Genomic DNA, 20,970 nt, shown 5'->3' with positions numbered 1-20,970 from the left:
TCGGGCGCCGGCCCACGCGTCGTCCGGCGGAGGGGCTACTCGCGGCCGAGATCGCGGTGGCGCACGCGCACCGCCACGCCCGGAAGGTCCCGGAGCCGCTCAGCGAGGGCGTTCACCATCGCGACCGAGCGGTGCTTGCCTCCCGTGCAACCGACGGCCACCGTCGAGTGCCGCTTGTTCTCGCGCTGGTACCCCGCGAAGACGGGACGCAGCGCCGCCGCGTACGCGTCGAGGAACTCGGCCGCGCCTTCCTGGGAGAGCACGTAGTCGACCACCCTCTGCTCCTCACCCGTGAGCGCGCGCAGGTCGTCGTCCCAGAACGGGTTGGGCAGGAACCGCATGTCGGCGACGAGGTCGGCGTCCGGTGGGACGCCGTACTTGAAGCCGAAGCTCTGCAGCGTCACGGTGTGGGCGGGCGTCTCGGCGTCGGCGAACAGGTCGGCGATGCGATTGGCCAGCTGGTGCACGTTGAAACGCGACGTGTCGATGATCACGTCGGCGCTCTCGCGCAGCGTCGCCAGCACATCGCGTTCGCGGCGGATCCCGTCGATGAGGGTGCCCTGCCCCTGCAGCGGATGCGGGCGTCGCACCGCCTCGAAACGGCGCACGAGGACGTCGTCCGAGGCGTCCAGGAAGACGACGCGCAGATTGCTGCGGTCGCGGATCGCCTGGGTCTCGGCCGGCAGCTCCGAGAAGAGGTCCCGGCCGCGCACGTCCACGACGGCGGCGATCCGGGGCAGCTGTCCCCCGAGCCGTCCGGCCAGGTCGAGCAGCGGGCGCAGCATCTGGGGAGGCAGGTTGTCGACGACGTACCAGTCGAGATCCTCGAGGGCGTTCGCCGCGGTCGAGCGCCCAGCACCCGACATGCCCGTGACGATCAGCACCTCGCCGCTGTCGTCTCCGCGGCGCACGTCGGCGGGACCCGGATGCGCGTCCGACGGCGGGAATGCGGGATCCCGCCGCTCCGGCGAGAGCGTCGCGTCAGCGTCGTCGATCATCACTCTCCTCGGCTTCCAGCCTAGGGGGTCGGGGCCTCTGCGGGCATCCCGGCGGACGCGTCGGCGACGTCCTCGGCGCGGAGGTGGCGGTGGACCGTCTGCGCGAGCTTGGGCCCGATGCCGGGCAGCTCCGCGATCTGCTCCACGGTCGCCCCCCGCAGCGCGGACACCGAGCCGAAGTGGCGCAGCAACGCCCGGATGCGGGCCTCCCCCAGCCCGGGCACCTCGCTGAGCACGCTGCGGATGTCGCGCTTGCGGCGACGGCGCTGGTGGCTGAGCGCGAAGCGGTGCGCCTCGTCGCGCAGTCGCTGCACGAGGTAGAGCGCCTCGCTCGTCCGCGGCAGGATCACGGGATAGTCCTCGTCCGGCAGCCAGATCTCCTCCAGCCGCTTCGCGATGCCGCACAGGGCGATCTCCTCGTGACCGGATTCCCGCAGGGCGCGGGCGGCTGCCTGCACCTGCGGCCGCCCGCCGTCGACGATGAGCAGCTGCGGCGGATACGCGAACCGCCGACGCTTCGTGGCCTGGCTCTCGCCGTCGCCGTCGCCGGTCGGCTCGTCCGCGCGATCGAGGTGTGCGAGACGGCGCGTGAGCACCTGATGGATCGAGTCGGTGTCGTCGCTCGTCTCGGCGATCGAGAACGAGCGGTACTGGTCCTTCCGCGGCAGCCCGTCCTCGAAGACGACCATCGAGCCGACGACGTTCGTCCCCTGCAGGTGGGAGATGTCGTAGCACTCGATCCGCAGCGGCGCCTCGGTCATGCCGAGCGCCTCCTGCAGATCGCCGAGGGCCTGCGTGCGCGCGGCGTAGTCGCTGGTGCGCCGGGTCTTGTGCCGCAGCAGCGCCTGCTGGGCGTTGAGCGTCGCGTTGCGCAGCAGCTCGGCGCGCTGCCCGCGCTGGGCCACGACGATCTCGACCGCCTTGCCGCGGCGCATGCGCAGCCACTCCTGGAGTTCGGCGGCGTCCGGCGGGAGCACCGGCACGAGCACGCGCCGGGGGATGTCGACCGGGGCCGCGTCGCCGTAGACGCGCTGGAGGATCTGGTCGACCAGCTCGCCCCCGGAGATGTCGAGCTCCTTGTCGATGGTCGTGGAGCTGACGCCCCGGACACGGCCGCCGCGGATCACGAAGTGCTGGACCGCCGCCGACAGCTCGTCCTCGGCGACGCCGAACAGGTCGGCGTCGGTGTCGGACGGCAGCACGAGAGCGCTCTTGTTGAGCACGGCCTCGATCGAGGCGAGCTTGTCGCGCAGCACGGCGGCCTGCTCGTAGTCCATCGCGGCCGCGGCGGCCTTCATGCGAGCCGTCAGGTCTCGCGTGAACCGCTCGTCGCCCCCGTTCATGAAGGCGATGAAATCGTCGACGATCGCGCGATGCTCCTCGATCGTGACCTTGCCGGAGCAGGGCCCGCCGCACTTGCCGATCTGGCCGGGGAAGCAGGGCCGCCCGGTCTGCATCGCCCGCTTGTACGACGCGTCGCTGCACGTGCGGATCGGGAAGACCCGGATCATGAGGTCGATCGTGTCGTGCACCGCCCACACCTTCGGGTATGGCCCGAAGTACTTGGCGCCCCGGATGCGCCGGTTGCGCGTGACCATGACGCGCGGCGCCTCGTCCGCGAGGGTGATCGCCATGAACGGATAGGACTTGTCGTCCCGGTAGCGGACGTTGAAGGGCGGGTCGAATTCCTTGATCCACTGGTACTCGAGCTGCAGCGAGTCGACATCGGTCGGCACCACGGTCCACTCGACCGACGCGGCCGTGGTCACCATGCGGCGCGTGCGCTCGTGGAGGGTGTGCAACGGCGCGAAGTAGTTCGACAGGCGCTGACGCAGGTTCTTCGCCTTGCCGACGTACAGCACGCGCCCGTTCGCGTCACGGAAGCGGTAGACCCCCGGGTTGGTGGGGATCTCGCCGGGCCCGGGCCGGTACGGGAGCTGGTCCGACATCCCTATCCGGCCCTGCGCTGGACGAGCTCTCGCTCGCGCAGCCCCAGCACCTCGGCGAGGAACGCCCCCGTGTGGCTGCCCTCCACCGTCGCCACCTGCTCCGGCGTCCCCGTCGCGATGATCTCTCCGCCGCCGGATCCGCCCTCGGGCCCGAGGTCGATGATCCAGTCGGCCGACTTGATGACGTCCAGATTGTGCTCGATGACGATGACCGTGTTGCCCTTGTCCACGAGGCCGTTGAGCACGTCGAGAAGCCGGCGGACGTCCTCGAAGTGGAGCCCCGTGGTGGGCTCGTCGAGCACGTAGATGCTGCGCCCGTTGCTGCGCCGCTGCAGCTCGGTCGCGAGCTTGACCCGCTGCGCCTCGCCGCCGGAGAGCGTCGTCGCCGCCTGCCCGAGTCGCACGTACCCGAGGCCCACGTCGACGAGCGTCTTCATGTAGCGGTGGATCGCCTGGATCGGCTCGAAGAACTCGGCCGCCTCGGCGATCGGCATCTCGAGCACCTCGGCGATGTTCTTGCCCTTGTAGTGCACCTGCAGCGTGTCGCGGTTGTACCGCTTGCCGTGACAGACCTCGCAGTCGACGTAGACGTCGGGCAGGAAGTTCATCTCGATCTTGAGCGTGCCGTCGCCCGAGCACGCCTCGCAGCGTCCGCCCTTCACGTTGAAGCTGAAGCGGCCGGCCTGGTACCCGCGCACCTTGGCCTCGGGCGTCTCGGCGAACAGCGATCGGATCCGGTCGAACACGCCCGTGTAGGTGGCAGGGTTCGAGCGGGGCGTGCGGCCGATCGGCGCCTGGTCCACGTGAACGACCTTGTCGAGGTGCTCGAGGCCCGTCACGCGCGTGTGCTTGCCGGGCACCGTGCGCGCACCGTTGAGGCGGGACGCCAGCACCTGGTACAGGATGTCATTCACGAGGGTGGACTTGCCCGATCCGCTCACGCCCGTGACCGCGGTCAGGACCCCCAGCGGGAACTGCGCATCGACGCCCTTGAGGTTGTTCTCGCGGGCCCCGACCACCCCGAGCATCCGCTTGCGGTCGATGCGGCGGCGCTGGGACGGCACCGGGATCTCCCGCCGGCCGGCGAGGTAGTCGCCCGTGATCGAGGAGGTGTCGGCCAGCAGCTGCTCGTACGGGCCGGAGTGCACGACCTGGCCCCCGCCCTCGCCCGCGCGCGGGCCGATGTCGACGATCCAGTCGGCGGCCTCGATCGTCTCCTCGTCGTGCTCGACGACCACGAGCGTGTTGCCCAGGTCGCGCAGCGTGAGGAGCGTGTCGATGAGCCGCCGGTTGTCGCGCTGGTGCAGGCCGATCGAGGGCTCGTCGAGCACGTACAGCACGCCGGTCAGGCCCGTGCCGATCTGCGTCGCCAACCGGATGCGCTGCGCCTCCCCGCCCGACAGCGAGCCGGCCGCGCGGCTGAGGGTGAGGTAGTTGAGGCCCACCCGGATGAGGAAGTCCAGGCGGACGCGGATCTCGCGCAGCACCTGCGCCGCGATGTGCGCCTCGCGGTCGGTCAGGGTGAGCAGGTCCATGAAGGCCCGCGCCTCCTCCAGGCTGAGGTGCGAGACCTCCGCGATCGACCGGTCGTGGATCTTGACCGCGAGGACCTCCGGCTTGAGGCGGTCGCCGTCGCAGACGGGGCAGGGCACCTCGCGGAGGTACTCGGCCCAGCGCTGGCGCTGCGTGTCGCTCTCGGCCTGGGACCACTGGCGCTCGATGTAGGGCACGACGCCCTCGAAGCCGCTCGCGTAGCGCACCTCGCGGCCCCAGCGGTTCTTGTACCGCACGTTGACGTTGTAGCCCTCGCCGTACAGCACCGCGTCCTTGACCGACTGCGGCAGCGCGCGCCAGGGCGTGTGGAGCGAGAAGCCGAGGTCCTTCGCGAGGCCGTCGAGCAGGCGCTCGTAGTACTGGAACAGGCCCTTGCCCTGCGTCGTCCACGGCACGATGACGCCCTCGGCCAGCGAGAGCTCCTCGTCGCCCAGCATGAGCTCGACGTCGACCGACATGCGCGTGCCGAGGCCCGAGCACGCGGGGCACGCGCCGAACGGCGCGTTGAAGGAGAACGTACGCGGCTCGATCTCCGTCAGCTGGAGCGCGTGGCCGTTGGGGCACGCGAGCCGCTCGGAGAACGACTGCCACGCGGCGTCGCCCTCCTCGTCGACGAAGTTGACCTGCACGACGCCGCCGGCCAGGCCGAGCGCCGTCTCCACCGAGTCGGTGATGCGGCTCAGGATGTCCCCGCGCGCCACGAGGCGGTCGACCACGACCGAGATGTCGTGCTTGTAACTCTTCTTGAGGGTCGGCGGCTCCGCGAGCTGGACGAGCTCGCCGTCGACGATCGCGCGCGAGTAGCCCTTCGCGCCCAGCTCCTTGAAGAGGTCGACGAACTCGCCCTTCTTCTGGCTCACGATGGGCGCGACCACCTGGTAGCGCGTGCCCTCGGGAAGGGCCTGGAGCTGATCGGCGATCTGCTGCACGGTCTGGCGCTGGATGCGCTCACCGCACTCGGGGCAGTGCGGCACGCCGATGCGCGCCCACAGCAGGCGCATGTAGTCGTAGATCTCGGTGATCGTGCCCACGGTCGACCGGGGGTTCCGGTTGGTGGACTTCTGATCGATCGAGACCGCGGGGCTCAAGCCCTCGATGAAGTCGACGTCGGGCCGGTCCACCTGGCCGAGGAACTGCCGGGCGTACGCGCTGAGCGACTCCACGTAGCGGCGCTGCCCCTCGGCGAAGATCGTGTCGAACGCGAGGCTGGACTTGCCGGAGCCCGAGAGCCCCGTGAACACGACCATCGAGTCGCGCGGGATCTCGAGGTCGACGTTCTTCAGGTTGTGGACGCGGGCACCCCGGACACTGATTTTTCCGGGGCTGGGGACGGGGACGATCGGCACCCGACCAGTGTAGGCGCCGCCACGGACATCCGGACGTTTGTTCGAACCCGCGCGCCCCGATGCTCAGCGGAAGCCCAGGTCACTCGGCGCGGTCGACCCGCCCCGAGAACGGCCGGAGGGCCTCACGCAGGGCCACCACCTCGTCATGCGTCATGCCGACCCGCGCCATGATCTGCTCGGGCACCGCGAGCGCGCGTTCGCGCAGCTCTCGCCCCTCCTCCGTGAGGTCGATGTCGAGCCGGCGCTCGTCGTCCGTGCGACGCGCGCGGCGCACCAGGCCCTGGGCCTCGAGGCGCTTCACGAGCGGCGACGCGGTGGCCGGGTCGAACGCGAGCTCCTCGGCGAGGTCGCCCAGCGTGCGGGGCGCGTTCTCCCACAGGGCGAGCATCACGAGGTACTGAGGGTGCGTCAGCCCGAGCGGTTCGAGCACGGGCCGGTAGATCGAGACGACGTTGCGAGCAGCGGTCACGATGGCGAAGCAGAGCTGGCTCTCGAGCGCGAGAGGGTCTTCCCGGGTGACAGGCACGGAGCAAGGCTATCAGCCCTATATTTAGTACACTAAGTGTTATGGCCGAGTCCAAGAAGTGGCGAACCAGGGTGCGCGAGGCCGGAGGCATGTACCAGTGGGTGAACGCTACCCTCATCCGCCTCGCGGGCCCCGCGCAGGTGAGCCCGAACCTCCCGCGCAACCGGGACGCGGATCCGTGCGCGCACTGCGGCTCCCGTCGCGATCAGCACTCGGAGGACGCCTCCGGGGCCCTGGTCTGCCCGAGATGACCCGCGGGCCCGACGCGACCGGCCCGAAGCCCCTGTCAGGCGTGGCCGGCCTTCTCCATCTGGCGTAGCTCGCGCTTGAGGTCCTGGACCTCATCACGGAGGCGCGCCGCGAGCTCGAACTTGAGCTCGTCGGCCGCGCTCAGCATCTGCTGGGTGAGGTCGGCGATGGCGTCCTCGAGCTGCTGCGCGCCCTCCGCCGCGAGGCCCTCGCGCTTGCGCACGGGCGTCGGCGCCTTGCCCTTGCCGCTCTTGAGGCGGGAGGCGTCGCGCTTGGACAGGAGGGCGTCGGTGTCGGCCCCCTCGCGCGCGAGCTGGTCCGTGATGTCGGCGATCCGCTTGCGCAGCGGCTGCGGGTCGATCCCGTGCTCGCGGTTGTACGCCAGCTGGATCTCACGGCGTCGCTCGGTCTCGTCGATCGCGCCGCGCATCGAGTCCGTGATCGTGTCGGCGTACATGTGCACCTCGCCGGAGACGTTGCGTGCCGCGCGTCCGATGGTCTGGATGAGCGACGTGCCCGAACGCAGGAACCCCTCCTTGTCGGCATCGAGGATGGCGACGAGGGACACCTCGGGCAGATCGAGGCCCTCGCGCAGCAGGTTGATGCCGACCAGCACGTCGTAGACGCCCTGGCGCAGCTCCGTGAGCAGTTCGACGCGGCGCAGGGTGTCGACATCCGAGTGCAGGTACCGCACCCGCACGCCGTGCTCGCCCAGGAAGTCGGTCAGTTCCTCGGCCATCTTCTTCGTGAGCGTCGTCACGAGCACGCGCTCGTCGCGGTCGACGCGGAGGCGGATCTGCTCGAGCAGGTCGTCGATCTGTCCCTTCGAGGGCTTCACGACGATCTCCGGGTCGACCAGGCCCGTCGGGCGGATGATCTGCTCCACGACGCCGTCCGCGATGCCCATCTCGTACTTGCCGGGCGTCGCCGACAGGTACACGGTCTGCCCGATCCGGTTCTTGAACTCGTCCCAGCGCAGCGGGCGGTTGTCCATCGCGCTCGGCAGCCGGAAGCCGTGCTCCACGAGCGTGCGCTTGCGGGACGCGTCGCCCTCGTACATCGCGCCGATCTGCGGCACGGTCACGTGCGACTCGTCGATCACGAGCAGGAAGTCGTCGGGGAAGAAGTCGAGCAGCGTGTGGGGAGGCTCGCCCGCCATCCGGCCGTCGAGGTGACGCGAGTAGTTCTCGATGCCCGAGCAGAAGCCGAGCTGCTGCAGCATCTCGAGATCGAACGTCGTGCGCATCCGCAGCCGCTGCGCCTCCAGCAGCTTGCCCTGGCCTTCGAGCTCCTTCAGCCGCTCCTCGAGCTCGTGCTCGATGGTCTTGATCGCCCGCTGCACCGTGTCGGTACCCGCCGCATAGTGGGTGGCGGGGAAGATCGCGACCGCGTCCAGCCGCTCGAGCACGTCTCCCGTGAGCGGGTGCAGCTTGTAGAGCGCCTCGATCTCGTCGCCGAACAGCTCGATCCGGATCGCGTGCTCCTCGTAGACCGGGATGATCTCGATCGTGTCGCCGCGCACGCGGAAGTTGCCTCGCGAGAAGTCGACGTCGTTGCGGTTGTACTGCATCGCGATGAACTGCCGGATGAGGGCGTCGCGATCGTAGCGCTCCCCCACCTGCAGCGCGACGAGCGCCCGCAGGTACTCCTCGGGCGAGCCCAGGCCGTAGATGCACGAGACGGTGCTGACCACGACCACGTCGCGCCGGCTGAGCAGCGAGTTCGTCGTCGAGTGGCGCAGGCGCTCCACCTCGGCGTTGATGGACGAGTCCTTCTCGATGAACGTGTCCGTCTGCGGCACGTACGCCTCGGGCTGGTAGTAGTCGTAGTACGAGACGAAGTACTCGACGGCGTTGTGCGGCAGCAGGTCGCGGAACTCGTTCGCCAGCTGCGCCGCGAGCGTCTTGTTGTGCGCCATCACGAGCGTGGGCCGCTGCACTTGCTCGATCAGCCAGGCGGTCGTGGCGGACTTGCCGGTTCCCGTGGCGCCCAGCAGCACGACGTCCGTCTCGCCGGCGTTGATGCGCGCCGCCAGCTCGGCGATCGCCTTGGGCTGGTCGCCGGACGGCTGATACTCGCTGACCACCTCGAACGGGCGGACGCTGCGCGTCGTCTGCATGTGCTCCAGCGTAGGCGGGGCCACCGACACCGGGCCCGTTCTCCGCCACCGGCGGACGCGCGCGATCGCTCCGGACGCCGCGGGGACGACCCTCAGGCGGGACGGAAGCGGACGCGGGCGCCGGGCGGGAGCTGACCGGCGACGTCGAGGTCGGCGTCCGCGACGACCGCGATCACGGGGTAGCCGCCCGTGACGGGATGGTCGCGCAGGAACAGCACGGGATGGCCGTCGGGCGGCACCTGAACGGCACCCGGCACCGCCGCCTCGCTCGGCAGCTCGCGCGTCACAGCACGCTCGAGCGGGGCCCCGTCGCCGGGCTCGGCCTGCAGGCGCACGCCGACCCGGTCGGCGCGGGGTGTCACAAGCCATTCCCGCTCGCCGAGCGCCCGCGCGGCCGCGGGCGTGAACCAGTCGTCGCGGGGCCCCGGCACGACCCGGAGCTCGACGACGTCTCCCGGTCGCGGCAGCCGCACCGGCGCGGCGGGCCCGGGAAGGACGGCCGCCCGCACGGCGGCCGGGCCGCGGAGGGGGATCACGCTCCCCGCGGCCAGCGGCGCCCCGCCGAACGGCCCGAGGCCCGCGAGCGTGTCGATCGACAGGCTCCCCAGCACCGGCTCGGCGTCGATCCCGCCGCGCACCGCGACGACGGCGCGCAGCCCCTCCTGCGCCGGCCCCAGCTCGAGCACGTCCCCGTCGCCCGCGGCTGCGGGCACGCCCCGTTCGAGCATGCGCACGGTTCCGTCGGACCGCGTGAGCACGGCGTCCATCCGCGCCCCGGCCACGGCGACGACGCCGGCGCCCCGCAGGCGCAGCACGGCACCTCCCCCGGCGACCTCGAGCGCCGCCGCGGACGGGGAGTTCCCGACGGCCTCGTTCGCCGCCCGCAGGGCGCGACGATCGGCCGCGCCCGACGCGGCCACGCCGAGCGCCGCGCGTCCCGCACGGCCCCGATCCTGCACGGTCAGCTGCACGCCCGGCGAGATCACCTCGACCGCGTATCGCGCGTCCGCGCTCCGTCCCACGGCCCCCGGCGCCGCCCCGGTGACCGAGAGCCGCTCGACGCGCTCGAACCGCACGACGGCGCCGGGCGCGAGCAGCGCGGGCGGGTCGCGGAGCGCATCCCACATGACGGCGTCGGTGCGCCCGATCACCTGCCAGCCGCCGGGCATCTCGCGCGGATAGACGCCCGAGTACGGCCCGGCGAGGGCGACGGCGCCGGCGGGCACGCGCGTCCGCGGCGACGCCCGGCGCGGCACGTCGAACAGCGGGTCGTCCCCGATCAGGTAGCCGAATCCGGGCGCGAACCCGGTGAATGCGACGCGCCACGACGCCGCGGCGTGCCGCGCGGCGAGCTCCTCCGGCGACACGCGCAGCGCCGCGGCGGCCTCCTCCAGATCCTCGCCGTCGTACCTGACCCGCAGCACCACGGCCCGCCCGTCACGCGCGGTCGCGTCGGCGGGCTCCACCGCACGTAGGCGGTCGCCGAGGTCCCGCGCGGAGACGATCGCCGGCTCGAAGCGCACGAGCACGGTGCGCGCCGCCGGCACGAGCTCCGTGACGCCCGGCAGGGCGGCGTCCGACAGCGCGGCGTGCAGGCGGGTCGCGGCGTCGAGGTCCGCCTCCTCCACGAGCAGGGCGCGGTCCCCCGCGCGCAGCACGCGCCGCCCCGAGTGCGGCGCGAGACCGCTCACGCGCGCGTCCCGGCGAAGGGAGCGATCCGCACGCCCGCGGCGTCGAGGGCCGTGCGGATCGCGTGCGCCATCGCCACCGCGCCGGGGCTGTCGCCGTGGACGCACACCGAGTCCGCGCGCAGCGCAAGGTCCGCCCCGTCCACGGCCCGGATCACGCCGTCGGTCACCAGGCGAACGACGCGCGCGGCCACGGCGTCCGCATCGTGCAGGACGGCTCCGGGGGTTCCGCGCGCCACCAGCTCGCCGGAGGGCGTGTACGCCCGGTCGGCGAACGCCTCCGCGGCCGTCGCGAGCCCCGCCCTCTCCGCGACGCCGAGCACGACTCCGCCCGCGAGCCCCAGCAGGACGAGCGACGGATCCACGGCGCGGACGGCCGCGACCACAGCCCTCGCCTGGCGCTCGTCCCGCGCGATGGCGTTGTACAGCGCGCCGTGCGGCTTGACGTAGCGCACCACCGCGCCCACGGCGGCCGCGAGGCCGTTCAGGGCGCCCAGCTGATACTCGACGTGCGCCTGCAGCGTCGCGGAGTCGACGTCGAGCGGGCGACGTCCGAACCCCTCGTAGTCGCGGTACCCGGGATGCGCGCCGACCGTCACGCCGCGTGCGGCGGCCGCGGCGAGCGTGGCGCGGATCCCCTCGGGGCTGCCCGCGTGGAAGCCACACGAGACGTTCGCGCTCGTGACGACCCCCAGCATCGCCTCGTCGTCCGCGACGACCCGCTCCGGGGTGTTCTCTCCCAGATCCGAGTTGAGGTCGATCGACGCCACGCGCTCTCCCGTCAGGCCCGCAGGGACTCCCACAGCGCGTCCGTCTGCGCGATGGTCTCGTCCATGGTGCCGGACGTGTCGATCACGACGTCGGCCAGCCGCAGGCGCTCCTCGTCGCTCGCCTGGCTGGCCACGCGCGACCGCGCCTCCTGCTCGGACAGGCCGCGGTGCTCCACCATCCGCGCGATCCGGACGTCGGCGGGCGCGTGGGCGACGACGATCGTGTCCCACTCCCCCGCGCCGCGGGCCTCCGCGAGCAGCGGCACGTCGTACACGACCACCGAGTCCGGATCCGCCTCGAACGCGGCACGGAAGCGCCGCTTGGACTCCTCCTTCACGGCCGGGTGCACGATGCCGTTGAGCGCCGCGAGACGGTCGCGGTCGCCGAACACGAGCGCGCCCAGCGCGGCGCGGTCGAGCGAGCCGTCCGGCGCGAGCACGCCCGCGCCGAAGCGCTCGGCGATCGCGGCGAGCACGGGCTGGCCCGGCGCCTGCAGCTCGCGGACCAGCGCGTCCGCGTCGACCACGACGGCGCCGTGCTCCGCGAGGCGACGGGCGACGGTCGACTTGCCGGACGCGATCCCGCCCGTGACGGCGACAAGAGGCATGACCTCAGTCTTCCACGGCCGCCCGGCCCGAGGCGGACCGCCCTTCCGGTTCAGCGCGCGAGCCGGAAGGCGTCGGCGGCGGTCGCGTCCGGATCGAGCGCGAGGGAGGCGAGCACGTCGCCGACGCCCGTGCCGAACTTGAAGCCGTGGCCCGAGAAGCCCGCGCCCACGACGAGCGGGCCGCGGCGGTCGAGCACGAAGGCCGCGTCCGGCGTGTTCGTGTACGTGCAGCTCACCCAGTCGAGGCGGTCGGGGTCCAGACCGGGCATCCACTCGCGGACGTAGCGCGGCAGCAGAGTCTCCTGTCCGGGCGCCGGTGCGTGGGTGCGCGCGTCCGGGTCGACCTCCGCGCCCACGCGATGGAAGCCCACCTTGATGCCCTCGCCGGGCGTGGGCATGCCGTAGACGGGAGCCGGCCAGTCGTCGCCGAGCAGGTGGTTGAAGGACGGCCAGGGGGCGCCGATCACGGGCGCGAAGTGCGCGGGGCTCTCCTCGGTCACGGTGAGCGGCGGGAGGTCCACCAGCCCCGCCAGCAGGCGGGAGGTCCATGCGCCGGCGGCGACCACCGCCACGTCGGCGCGGATCGTCACGGGGCCGGCCGGGCCCGCGACGCGCACGTCGACGTGGTCGGAGGCCGGCTCGAGGTGCGACACGGGCGCGCCCCGCAGCACCTGGCCGCCGAGGGCCTCGATGCGGCCCTCGAGGGCCGCGAGCGCCGCGGCCGCTCTCACGACCCCCGCGTCCTCCGAGACGAGCACGTCGGTGGCGAAGCGCATGCCGGGCCAGCGCTCGGCGGCCTGCGCAGCCGTGAGGAGCCGCGGGTGGAGGTCGTGCTCCCTCATCGCTATGCGGATGCGCTCGATCTCGGCCTCGTCGCCGTGCGTCGCCAGTCCGTGCAGGGCGAGCAGCTGCGCCCCCGCGACGGCGGAGAGCCGGTCCCACAGCTGCCGCGAGCGTCGCAGCAGCCGCAGGTAGTGCGCCTCGGAGTACGCATCGTTGAAGTTGCGCGTGGCGCCGTGGGAGGCTCCGCGCGTATGCCCCGCCGGGAACTGGTCGACCACGACGGGCCGGTGTCCCTCCTCCGCCAACCGCCAGCCGGCGGCGAGCCCCATGATGCCCGCCCCGATGACGACGAACCGCGTCCTCACGACGTCCCTCCTCTCGCGACGGCCGCCCGCTCCCGCCGCGTCGCAGCCTGCGCATGCCGCAGCGCGGCGCGCGCGGCCGCGTCGACCTCGCGAAGCACGGGCGAGTCCACGCCCGGGATGGGCGCAATGATCGTGAACACCCGGTTGTCCTCGTGCGGCACCCCCACCGAGAACAGCCCGGGCACGACGTCGCCCGCGGCGGCGACGACCGCGCCGTCCTCGGGCCGCACGTCGACCGCATCCGAGGGCGTGCCGTCCGCGTGACGCCATGCGCGCGCGAGGCCGGCGTCCCTCAGCGACCGCAGCAGGGGATCCGCCGTGTGCTCGATGCCGGGCGCCGGCAGCCAGGCCTCCAGCAGCCAGTCGGCCTCCACCGCCGGCGCGTGGTCCGCCCAGGCCGTCACGCCGTCATCGGCCACGCTCACCTGCAGCCCCGGGCCGAGGAAACGCACCAGGCCGGCCTCGTGCAGCGCCAGGAGCTGGTGGGTCCGCAGCAGCGGCGGTCCGCTGCCGAAGCTCGCCGCGGTGGCGAGGTAGCGCCGGTAGGCCGGGAACGAGGCGGGCGTCAGCCCGCCGAAGGCGACCAGGTCCACCACGGCCGCGCGGGAGAGCTGGTAGCTGTGCAGCGCGCGCTTGAGCGGGCTCTCCAGCCCCCGGGCCGCCTCCGCGGCGTCGGCGCTCACCGCGAGCGCGACCAGGGCGTCGATGTCGAGATCGGGATGCGCCCGGCGCAGCGCCGGCAGCGGGTCCCGCGCGTCGCCGAGCGACAGCTCGGGATGCTCGGCACGGGCGTCCGCCTCGATCAGCGGGAGGACGTCACGGTCGAAGTCGAGCGGGCGGCGCGCGCGCAGCTCGGCCAGCGCGGCGCGCAGCGCGGGCTGCGGGGCCGGCGGCGGCACGCGCCCGAAGACGGGCTTGGCGCGATAGGGCACGCCTCGCGCGGATCCCGCGAGGATGACCGGCTCGCGTCCGCTCGGGCGATACCGCAGCCCCGTGCCGGTCGGCTCGAAGCGGCCGCCACGATGCTCGGTGAGCAGGCTCATGGCGTCGAAGAAGTTCATCCCGAGTCCGCGCGCGACGACGCGCTCGCCGGGCCGGATGCGCGAGAGGTCCTGGTCGATCGGGTTGTCCGGCCCGATCACGCGCGGATGCGGCGCCGCGCCCTCCCGCGCGAGCCAGCCGAGCGCGAGGATCGCCGCGTCCACGCGCAGCGCGGTGCCGTCGTCGAGGGTCAGGCGGTGGCCGGTCCCGTCGGGCGCGAGGGCCGTGACGCGGCGGGCGTGCACGGTCACGCGCACACCGGCGGGAGCGGTCGACGTGATCCGTTCGAACGCCCAGCGGAGGTAGTGGCCGTACAGCACGCGGCTCGGGTTCGACCAGTCCTCGGTGCGCGCCGCCTCGTCCGCGAGCGCCTGCGGCAGGGGCAACCCGGGCGCGACCGCGCGGCACCACTCGGCGAAGCTCGGGCCGGGCCGCACCGGGCCTTCCATCCGCACCGACGCGTCCGTGAACACCGTCGACTGCGCCGCGACGGTGTTCATGATGAGCTCCTGAGGCTGTCCCGCGCGCCAGATCCGCCCGGACCCCGGCGGGTGCGGGTCGAGGACGTGCACGTCCAGTTGGCCCTCGCCCAGCAACTCGCGCGCGCTGGCGACGACGCGATCCAGCAGCGCCGTGCCGCGCACGCTGGCGCCGACGATGGCGAGGCTGGCGTGGTTCACACTCCGATTGTGTCGCACCCGCGGCCGGGCCCTGCCCGTGCGGACGCCTGTGGCGCCCGATGACGTTGTGTGTCACGGCAGCGCCGCCCGATTATCGGAAGGCGACCCGCACCACGGATAATCGGCTGGGCTGCCCCGCCACGTCCCGGCGCCGGCCCCGCCACGTCCCGGCGCCGTCCTTCGCACATCGCCTGTCCTCGAGGAGAGAGCCCCCATGTCCCTACGCCGTCTCACCGCCGTCCTCGGCACGGCCCTGCTCGCCGTCGGACTGTCCGCGTGCGCCTCTCCCGGCGGCGACGGCGGATCGGGCGACGAGAACGCGCCGATCCGCTTCGGCGCGCCGTTGCCCGAGACCGGCAACAACGCGCAGTACGGCGAGTACTTCAAGCAGGGCTACGAGCTCAAGCTGAAGGAGATCAACGAGGCCGGCGGCATCGGGGGCCGACCGGTCGAGCTGGTGTACGAGGACTCGCAGTCCGACCCCGCCCAGGCGGCGTCGCTCGCGCAGAAGTTCGTCGACGACTCGTCCATCCTCGCGACGTTCGCCGACTTCGGCACCCCCGCCGCCGCCGCGGCGAGCCCGATCTATCAGCCGGCCGGGCTCGTGCAGTTCCTCTTCACCCAGTCCGCCTCGGACGTCACCGACCCCGGCGACTACATCTTCGCCACGTGGGTGTCGCAGGAGTACGAGGCGCCGCGCCTGGCCGAGTTCGCCCTCGAGCACGGGGACACGGCTGCCGTGTTCTACCACGAGACCGACTGGGGCCTGAACACGTACGGCTACTTCGACGAGGGCGCCCAGGACGCCGGCCTCGAGCAGGTGTACACGACCCGGAGGGCACCGACTACCGTCCCCTGCTGCTGAGCGCGCGCGGGGCGAATCCCGAGGTGATCGTCATCATCGGCTACGCCGCGGACGGCGCGCTCATCACGTCTCAGGCTCGCGAGCTGGGCATCGAGCAGCCGATCGTCGGCATCAGCTCGATCTACAACCAGCAGTTCATCGAGCTCGCGGACGAGGCGGCGGAGGGCGTGGAGACGCTCAGCTACTTCACGCCCTCGAACCCGGACGAGCGCGTGCAGCAGTTCATCGCCGACTTCCGGGACGAGTACGGCGTCGAGGTGCCCAGCGATTTCGCGATCCGCGCCTACGACGCGCTCGGCATCGTGGCGCAGGCGGCTGAGGCCGCCCACGAGGCGGGCGACCTCACGCGCTCGGGCATCCGCGACGCGCTCGACGAGGGCACGGACTTCGAGACGATCCTCTACGGCGACATCACGTTCAACGAGAACCGCCGCGTCGACGACGCGCAGCAGTATCCTCTCGTGGTCAGGGACGGCGCGTTCCAGCTCCGCGACTGACCGCCGGGGGCGCCCGGGCATCGGGCAGCGGGCGCGCCCTCGCCAGCTGACATGGACCGCGAATCCGGGCGGGCTCACACCGAGCCCGCCCGGATCTCGCCGTCGAAAGGGAATCCATGGACATCCTGCTCGCCGGGATCGTGAGCGGAAGCACGTACGCTCTGCTCGCCGTCGGCGTCTCGCTCATCTTCGGCGTCTCGAACGTCGTCAACTTCGCCCACGGTGCGATCTTCGCCGTGGGCGGCATGCTGGGCTGGTTCCTCGCGGCGCAGCTGGGCTGGCCGCTGTGGGCCGTGCTGGCGGGGGTGATCCTCTTCACGAGCGTGCTGGGCCTGGCGATCTACTTCGCCGCCGTGCGCCCGCTGCGGTCGGCGCCCGGGATCGCGGTGCTGCTGGCGACCTTCGCGGTCGGGATCATCCTCGACAACACGTCCCAGCGCGTGTTCGGCGCGGAGACCAAGCGCTTCCCGTCGCTGCTCGAGCGCAGCAACTTCGAGCTGTTCGGCTTCCGCTTCGGCACGATCGCGCTGGTCATCATCGGCGTGAGCGTGGTGTGCGTCGTGGGCCTGGCGCTCACGCTGGCGTACACCCGTCTCGGGCGCGCGATCCGCGCGACGGCGCAGGATCCCGAGGCGGCGGCCCAGATGGGCATTCCCGTGGGACGGGTGCAGGCGACGTCCTTCGTCGTCGCCTCGGCGCTGGGCGGCGTCGCGGGCGTCCTCGTCGGCATGTATTACTCCAACGTCCAGCCCTCGATGGGCTTCACCGCGGGCGTGACCGCGTTCGCAGCCGCGACGATCGGCGGGCTCGGCTCGCTGCCGGGCGCGATCATCGGCGGCCTCGTGCTCGGCGTCGGGGAGGCGTTCGGCGTGGCGCTGTGGGGCGACTCGGTGCGCGCGCTGATCACGTTCGGCGCGCTGATCCTCGTGCTCTGGATCCGCCCCGGCGGCATCCTGGGCCGCGTGCCGGTGCTCGCGTCCGAGCCGATGACGGGGACGTTCTTCGGCGCCGGGCGACCCGTGCGGCTGAACCCGTGGGTCGGAGCCGGCCTGCTCGCCGCCGCGGCGCTGCTGCCCCTCGTGGTCGGAGACTACGTCCTGCGCGCCGGAGCGCTCGTGTGGATCTATGCGCTGTTCGCCCTGTCGGTCACGATCGCGGGCGGCCTCGCGGGCCAGATCGTGCTCGGGCAGGCGGGCGCGCTCGCGGTCGGCGCCTACACCTCGGCGCTGCTCGTGACCAAGGCGGGCTGGGGCTTCTGGGCGAGCTTCGTCGCGGCGGGTCTGGTGGCCGCGCTCGTGAGCGTGATCCTCACGGCGGCCACGTGGCGGCTGCGCGGCCACTACGTGTCGATGGCCACGCTGGCCACGGGCGCGCTGATCGCGGCGCTCGCGCTGAACCTGCACGACATCACGAACGGCGCCCGCGGGCTCTACGGCATCCCGCGGCCGACGCTGTTCGGCGAGCCCGTCTCGAGCGCGTGGGGCATGTACCTGCTCACGCTCGCCGTCCTCGTGATCGCGCTGGTCTTCGTCACGCGCCTGGCGGGGTCGCACCTCGGGCGCACGTGGGCCGCCGTGCGCGAGGACGAGGTCGCCGCGGCCGCGAGCGGCATCCACCCCGCCGCGTACAAGTCGCTCGCGTTCGGCCTCGGCTCGGTGCTCGCGGGCTTCGCGGGCGCGCTCTACGCCGCGCAGGTGACCTACATCGAGCCCGCGCAGTTCGGCATCTCGCTGTCGGTGCTGGCCGTCACGATCGCGATCCTGGGCGGCCTGCGGGCGCCCATGGGCGCGGTGATCGGCGCGGTGATCCTCGTCGGCGTGCCCGAGCTCTTCCGGGGCCTGGCCGACTGGCGCCTGCTGTTCTACGGCGTGCTCCTGCTGCTGCTGATCCTCCTGCGCCCGCAGGGGCTGTGGTCGCACGTCGGTCTGCGCGACCGCGTGCGGTCCTGGCGTGAGAGCAGAGCCGGCGCCCGGCGGAAGGAGGTCGTGGGATGACCGCGCTGCTGAGCGTCCGGAACCTCGTGAGGCGCTTCGGCGGGCTCACCGTCGTCGACGACGTGAGCTTCGATGTCGCTGAGGGCGAGGTCGTGTCCGTCATCGGACCCAACGGCTCGGGCAAGACCACCACGCTCAACCTGATCAGCGGCACGCTGCCGGCCAACGGCGGGTCCGTCACCCTGGCGGGGCAGCGCATCACCGGGCGCCGCCCCTACGACATCGCCCGCCTCGGCCTGACCCGGACCTTCCAGAACGGGCGGGTGATCGGCAACCTCACCGTCGCCGACAACATCGCCGTCGGGCTGGAGCCGGTGCAGAGCACGGGGCGTCCGCTGCAGGCCCTGCGACGGGTACCGGGCGTGCGCTGGCTGCCGCTGCTGGCCGAGGCGGGCCTGGCGCTCGTGCCCTCGGCCGCGCGTCGCCGCCAGGACGCCGCCGACCGGGAGCGCGTGGCGGAGGAGGCCGCGCGCTTCGGCGAGCGGCTCGCGCCGCGCATCGACGACTACGCCTACTCGCTCAGCTACGCCAACCGGCGCCGCGTGGAGATCGCACGCGCGCTCGTGTCGCGGCCGCGCCTGCTCGTGCTCGACGAGCCCACCGCCGGAATGAACCAGACCGAGACGTCGGAGGTGCTGCGGCAGCTGCAGGACCTCAAGCGCCAGGGCCAGACCATCCTGCTGGTCGAGCACAAGCTCGACCTCGTGATGACCCTGTCGGACCGCGTCGTCGTGCTCGACAACGGCCGCAAGATCGCGGAGGGAACCCCCGCCGAGGTGCGCCGCGACCCGCGGGTGGTCGAGGCCTATCTCGGCAAGTCCTTCGCAGAGGGGACGGACGCATGAGCACCCTGCTCGAGTTCCGCGACGTCAGCGTCGTCTACGGCGCCAGCCATGCGCTGCAGGACGTGTCGCTCACGGTCGGCGAGGGCCAGATCGTCTCGCTGCTGGGCGGCAACGCGTCGGGCAAGTCGACGACCATGAAGACGATCCTGGGGCTCGTCAGGCCCGCCGCCGGCAGCGTCTGGTACGACGGTCAGGACATCACCGCGTGGAGCACGCCGCGCCGCATCGCGGCCGGCATCGCCTCCGTGCCCGAGGCGCGTCGCGTGTTCCCGGACATGACGGTCGAGGACAACCTCCTCACGGGGGCCCACACGCGCCGCGACCGCGAGATCCGTCGCACGCTCTCGGAGATCTACGAGTTCTTCCCGCGGCTGGACGAGCGGCGCCGACAGCGCGCGGGCAGCATGTCGGGCGGTGAGCAGCAGATGCTCGCCTTCGGGCGCGCGCTCATGAGCCGCCCGCGGCTGATCTGCATGGACGAGCCGACCATGGGCCTCGCGCCGATCGTGGTCGAGCGGGTGCTGGAGCACATCGCGCGCATCAACGCGGAGCTCGGCGTGAGCGTCCTGGTGGTCGAGCAGAACGCCGAGCTGGCGCTCAGCGTGGCGCAGCGCGGGTACGTTTTGCGTACGGGCCACATCGCCATCGCGGGCACCGCGAGCGAGCTGCTGGCGCATCCCGCGGTGCGCGAGGCGTATCTGGGGCAGGCGAGCGATCCGGACGCCGATCCGCTCGCGCTCGCCGAGCGCATCGCCCGGGATGCGCAGGAGCTGGACGAGGCTGCCGCGGCGGGCGGCGACACGGCCGACGAGAGGAAGGGCGAGTGATGGACGTCATCGAGCGGATCGCGGAGGCGGGCGACGACTCGCCGCGCGATCACCGGCCGGTCGTGCGGGAGGCCGCCCAGGCCAGCTACCACGCGCTGTTCGACGTGCCCGCCGACGACCCGGTCCCGGGGCTGGACCGGCCGACCCGGCACCTGCTCGCGGCGCGCGCGGCGTGGCTGGACGGCGACGCCTCGGCCGCGGAGTTCTACCTGGAGGGCGTCGCGGACGCGGACGTCCACAAGGACCTCGTGGTGGCGGGGCCGGACGGAGCGCAGGGCGTGCGCGCGCCGCGCCGCATCCGTGCCGCGCTGCGGTTCGTCGATCTGCTCATCACGCGTCCCGCGGCGGCGACGGCCGACGACCTGGCCGGGCTGGAGGGGGCCGGCTGGAGCCCGGCCGAGATCGTCGTGATCGGTCAGATTACCGGGTTCGTCAGCTACCAGACGCGCGTCGCGCACGGCCTGCGCGTGCTCGCCGATGCGCAGGGAGGACACGCATGAGCGCCCACTTCACGACCGCCGAGCGCGCGTGGCACGCGTGGATCGAGCCCGTCGGTCCCGAGACCGGCAGCCCCGAGCAGATCGCCGCGTACGAGTCCAGCGTGTGGCCCGACTCCCCCTACTTCCGCCTCCTGGCGTGGCATCCCGCGGCGCTCGAGGCGCGTACGGCGCTGGACCGCGCGATCTTCCTCGCGCGCCCCGGCCTGCCGCGCGGCGAGCGTGAGCTGGCGGCGACGGTCGCATCGCGCCTCAACGGGTGCGACCTGTGCACGAGCGTGCACTCGCGTTTCACCGTGACGTTCACGAAGCGCGAGGAGGACGTCGACCGGCTGCTGGCGGAGGGCGTGGACGTCGAGCTCGACAAGCGGTGGCGCGCCATCGTCGATGCCGCCGCGGCGCTGACGGCCTCTCCCCCGCGCTTCGCCGCGCACCACGTGACGGCGCTCGAGGCGGTCGGATTCTCGCGCTCGGACATCCAGGACATCGTGGAGTCCGCGTCGTTCTTCGCGTGGGCCAACCGCCTCATGATGAGCATGGGCGAGTCGGCACCCCCCGGCGAAGAGGACGCGGAGGCGCTCGCCAACCAGCGCGCCGCCGACGCCCTCGCCGCCCGCACCGACACCTGACCCGCCCCCGCCCCACCCCGCTCGTTGAGCGAAGCGGCGGAGCCGCCCCCCCCTGCTCGTTGAGCGAAGCGGCGCAGCCGCGAAGTCGAAACGGGTTGAGCGAGCGCAGCGAGTCGAAACCGCCCCCAACCCCGACCCCA

At 72.6% G+C, this 20,970-nt stretch carries 16 protein-coding genes and 1 pseudogene; 7 read left to right on the top strand and 10 right to left on the bottom strand.

Annotated elements, in window-relative coordinates; all coding sequences use genetic code 11:
- Positions 1-35: 35 nt before the first annotated feature.
- From rapZ to IEX37_RS01230, 4 genes are all read right to left on the bottom strand, one after another.
- On the bottom strand, positions 36-866 hold the full coding sequence (rapZ, locus tag IEX37_RS01245; protein WP_229663025.1) for an RNase adapter RapZ: 831 nt from the start codon (positions 864-866) through the stop codon (positions 36-38).
- Between the two features lie 152 nt (positions 867-1,018).
- Entirely contained in the window at positions 1,019-2,947 is a 1,929-nt protein-coding gene (gene uvrC / locus IEX37_RS01240) for an excinuclease ABC subunit UvrC (RefSeq protein WP_188754429.1), read from the bottom strand.
- A 2-nt stretch (positions 2,948-2,949) separates the two neighbouring features.
- Entirely contained in the window at positions 2,950-5,847 is a 2,898-nt protein-coding gene (gene uvrA / locus IEX37_RS01235; RefSeq protein ID WP_188754428.1) for an excinuclease ABC subunit UvrA, read from the bottom strand.
- Positions 5,848-5,926: 79 nt separating this feature from the next.
- Positions 5,927-6,373: a MarR family winged helix-turn-helix transcriptional regulator gene (locus IEX37_RS01230; RefSeq protein WP_188754427.1), complete on the bottom strand. Its 447-nt coding sequence runs from the start codon at positions 6,371-6,373 to the stop codon at positions 5,927-5,929.
- Between the two features lie 41 nt (positions 6,374-6,414).
- Between IEX37_RS01230 and IEX37_RS01225 the strand changes: the two genes are divergently transcribed.
- Entirely contained in the window at positions 6,415-6,624 is a 210-nt protein-coding gene (locus tag IEX37_RS01225) for a hypothetical protein (RefSeq protein WP_188754426.1), read from the top strand.
- A 35-nt stretch (positions 6,625-6,659) separates the two neighbouring features.
- Here IEX37_RS01225 and uvrB read toward each other — a convergent pair whose 3' ends face one another.
- The 6 genes from uvrB to IEX37_RS01195 all read right to left on the bottom strand — a co-directional run bounded on the left by uvrB (position 6,660) and on the right by IEX37_RS01195 (position 14,676).
- Entirely contained in the window at positions 6,660-8,741 is a 2,082-nt protein-coding gene (gene uvrB, locus IEX37_RS01220; protein WP_188754425.1) for an excinuclease ABC subunit UvrB, read from the bottom strand.
- 92 nt (positions 8,742-8,833) lie between these two features.
- On the bottom strand, positions 8,834-10,432 hold the full coding sequence (locus IEX37_RS01215; RefSeq protein ID WP_188754424.1) for a 5-oxoprolinase subunit B/C family protein: 1,599 nt from the start codon (positions 10,430-10,432) through the stop codon (positions 8,834-8,836).
- Entirely contained in the window at positions 10,429-11,199 is a 771-nt protein-coding gene (locus IEX37_RS01210; RefSeq protein ID WP_188754423.1) for a LamB/YcsF family protein, read from the bottom strand. Before IEX37_RS01210 ends, IEX37_RS01215 begins: the two co-directional genes overlap by 4 nt.
- An 11-nt stretch (positions 11,200-11,210) precedes the next feature.
- Positions 11,211-11,807 carry a dephospho-CoA kinase gene (gene coaE / locus IEX37_RS01205; protein ID WP_188754422.1) on the bottom strand — a complete coding sequence of 199 codons (597 nt, stop codon included), beginning with the start codon at positions 11,805-11,807 and terminating at the stop codon, positions 11,211-11,213.
- 50 nt (positions 11,808-11,857) lie between these two features.
- On the bottom strand, positions 11,858-12,955 hold the full coding sequence (locus IEX37_RS01200) for an FAD-dependent oxidoreductase (RefSeq protein ID WP_188754421.1): 1,098 nt from the start codon (positions 12,953-12,955) through the stop codon (positions 11,858-11,860).
- Entirely contained in the window at positions 12,952-14,676 is a 1,725-nt protein-coding gene (locus IEX37_RS01195) for an FAD/NAD(P)-binding protein (RefSeq protein ID WP_188754420.1), read from the bottom strand. The genes IEX37_RS01200 and IEX37_RS01195 overlap by 4 nt, the downstream gene beginning before the upstream one ends.
- Positions 14,677-14,890: 214 nt before the next feature.
- Between IEX37_RS01195 and IEX37_RS16125 the strand changes: the two are divergent.
- The 6 genes and pseudogenes from IEX37_RS16125 (at position 14,891) to IEX37_RS01160 (ending at position 20,830) form a co-directional block, all read left to right on the top strand.
- Positions 14,891-16,038 (top strand): annotated as a pseudogene (locus tag IEX37_RS16125) (ABC transporter substrate-binding protein).
- A gap of 116 nt (positions 16,039-16,154) precedes the next feature.
- Complete coding sequence (locus tag IEX37_RS01180; protein WP_188754418.1) at positions 16,155-18,032, top strand: ABC transporter permease; 1,878 nt, start codon at positions 16,155-16,157, stop codon at positions 18,030-18,032.
- Positions 18,029-18,877 (top strand): ABC transporter ATP-binding protein, encoded by an 849-nt coding sequence (locus IEX37_RS01175; RefSeq protein WP_188754417.1) that lies wholly within the window; start codon positions 18,029-18,031, stop codon positions 18,875-18,877. The genes IEX37_RS01180 and IEX37_RS01175 overlap by 4 nt, the downstream gene beginning before the upstream one ends.
- Positions 18,874-19,704, top strand: coding sequence for an ABC transporter ATP-binding protein (locus tag IEX37_RS01170; protein WP_188754416.1), 831 nt, complete (start codon positions 18,874-18,876; stop codon positions 19,702-19,704). Before IEX37_RS01175 ends, IEX37_RS01170 begins: the two co-directional genes overlap by 4 nt.
- Positions 19,701-20,204 (top strand): CMD domain-containing protein, encoded by a 504-nt coding sequence (locus tag IEX37_RS01165; RefSeq protein WP_188754415.1) that lies wholly within the window; start codon positions 19,701-19,703, stop codon positions 20,202-20,204. The genes IEX37_RS01170 and IEX37_RS01165 overlap by 4 nt, the downstream gene beginning before the upstream one ends.
- Complete coding sequence (locus IEX37_RS01160; RefSeq protein ID WP_188754414.1) at positions 20,201-20,830, top strand: peroxidase-related enzyme; 630 nt, start codon at positions 20,201-20,203, stop codon at positions 20,828-20,830. Before IEX37_RS01165 ends, IEX37_RS01160 begins: the two co-directional genes overlap by 4 nt.
- The last annotated feature ends 140 nt before the right edge of the window (positions 20,831-20,970 follow it).

The sequence above is a fragment of the Microbacterium album genome (assembly GCF_014643695.1).
Lineage (GTDB): Bacteria > Actinomycetota > Actinomycetes > Actinomycetales > Microbacteriaceae > Microbacterium > Microbacterium album.
Note: the sequence above shows the minus strand (reverse complement) of the source record. Positions and strands in the feature narration are given on the sequence as shown.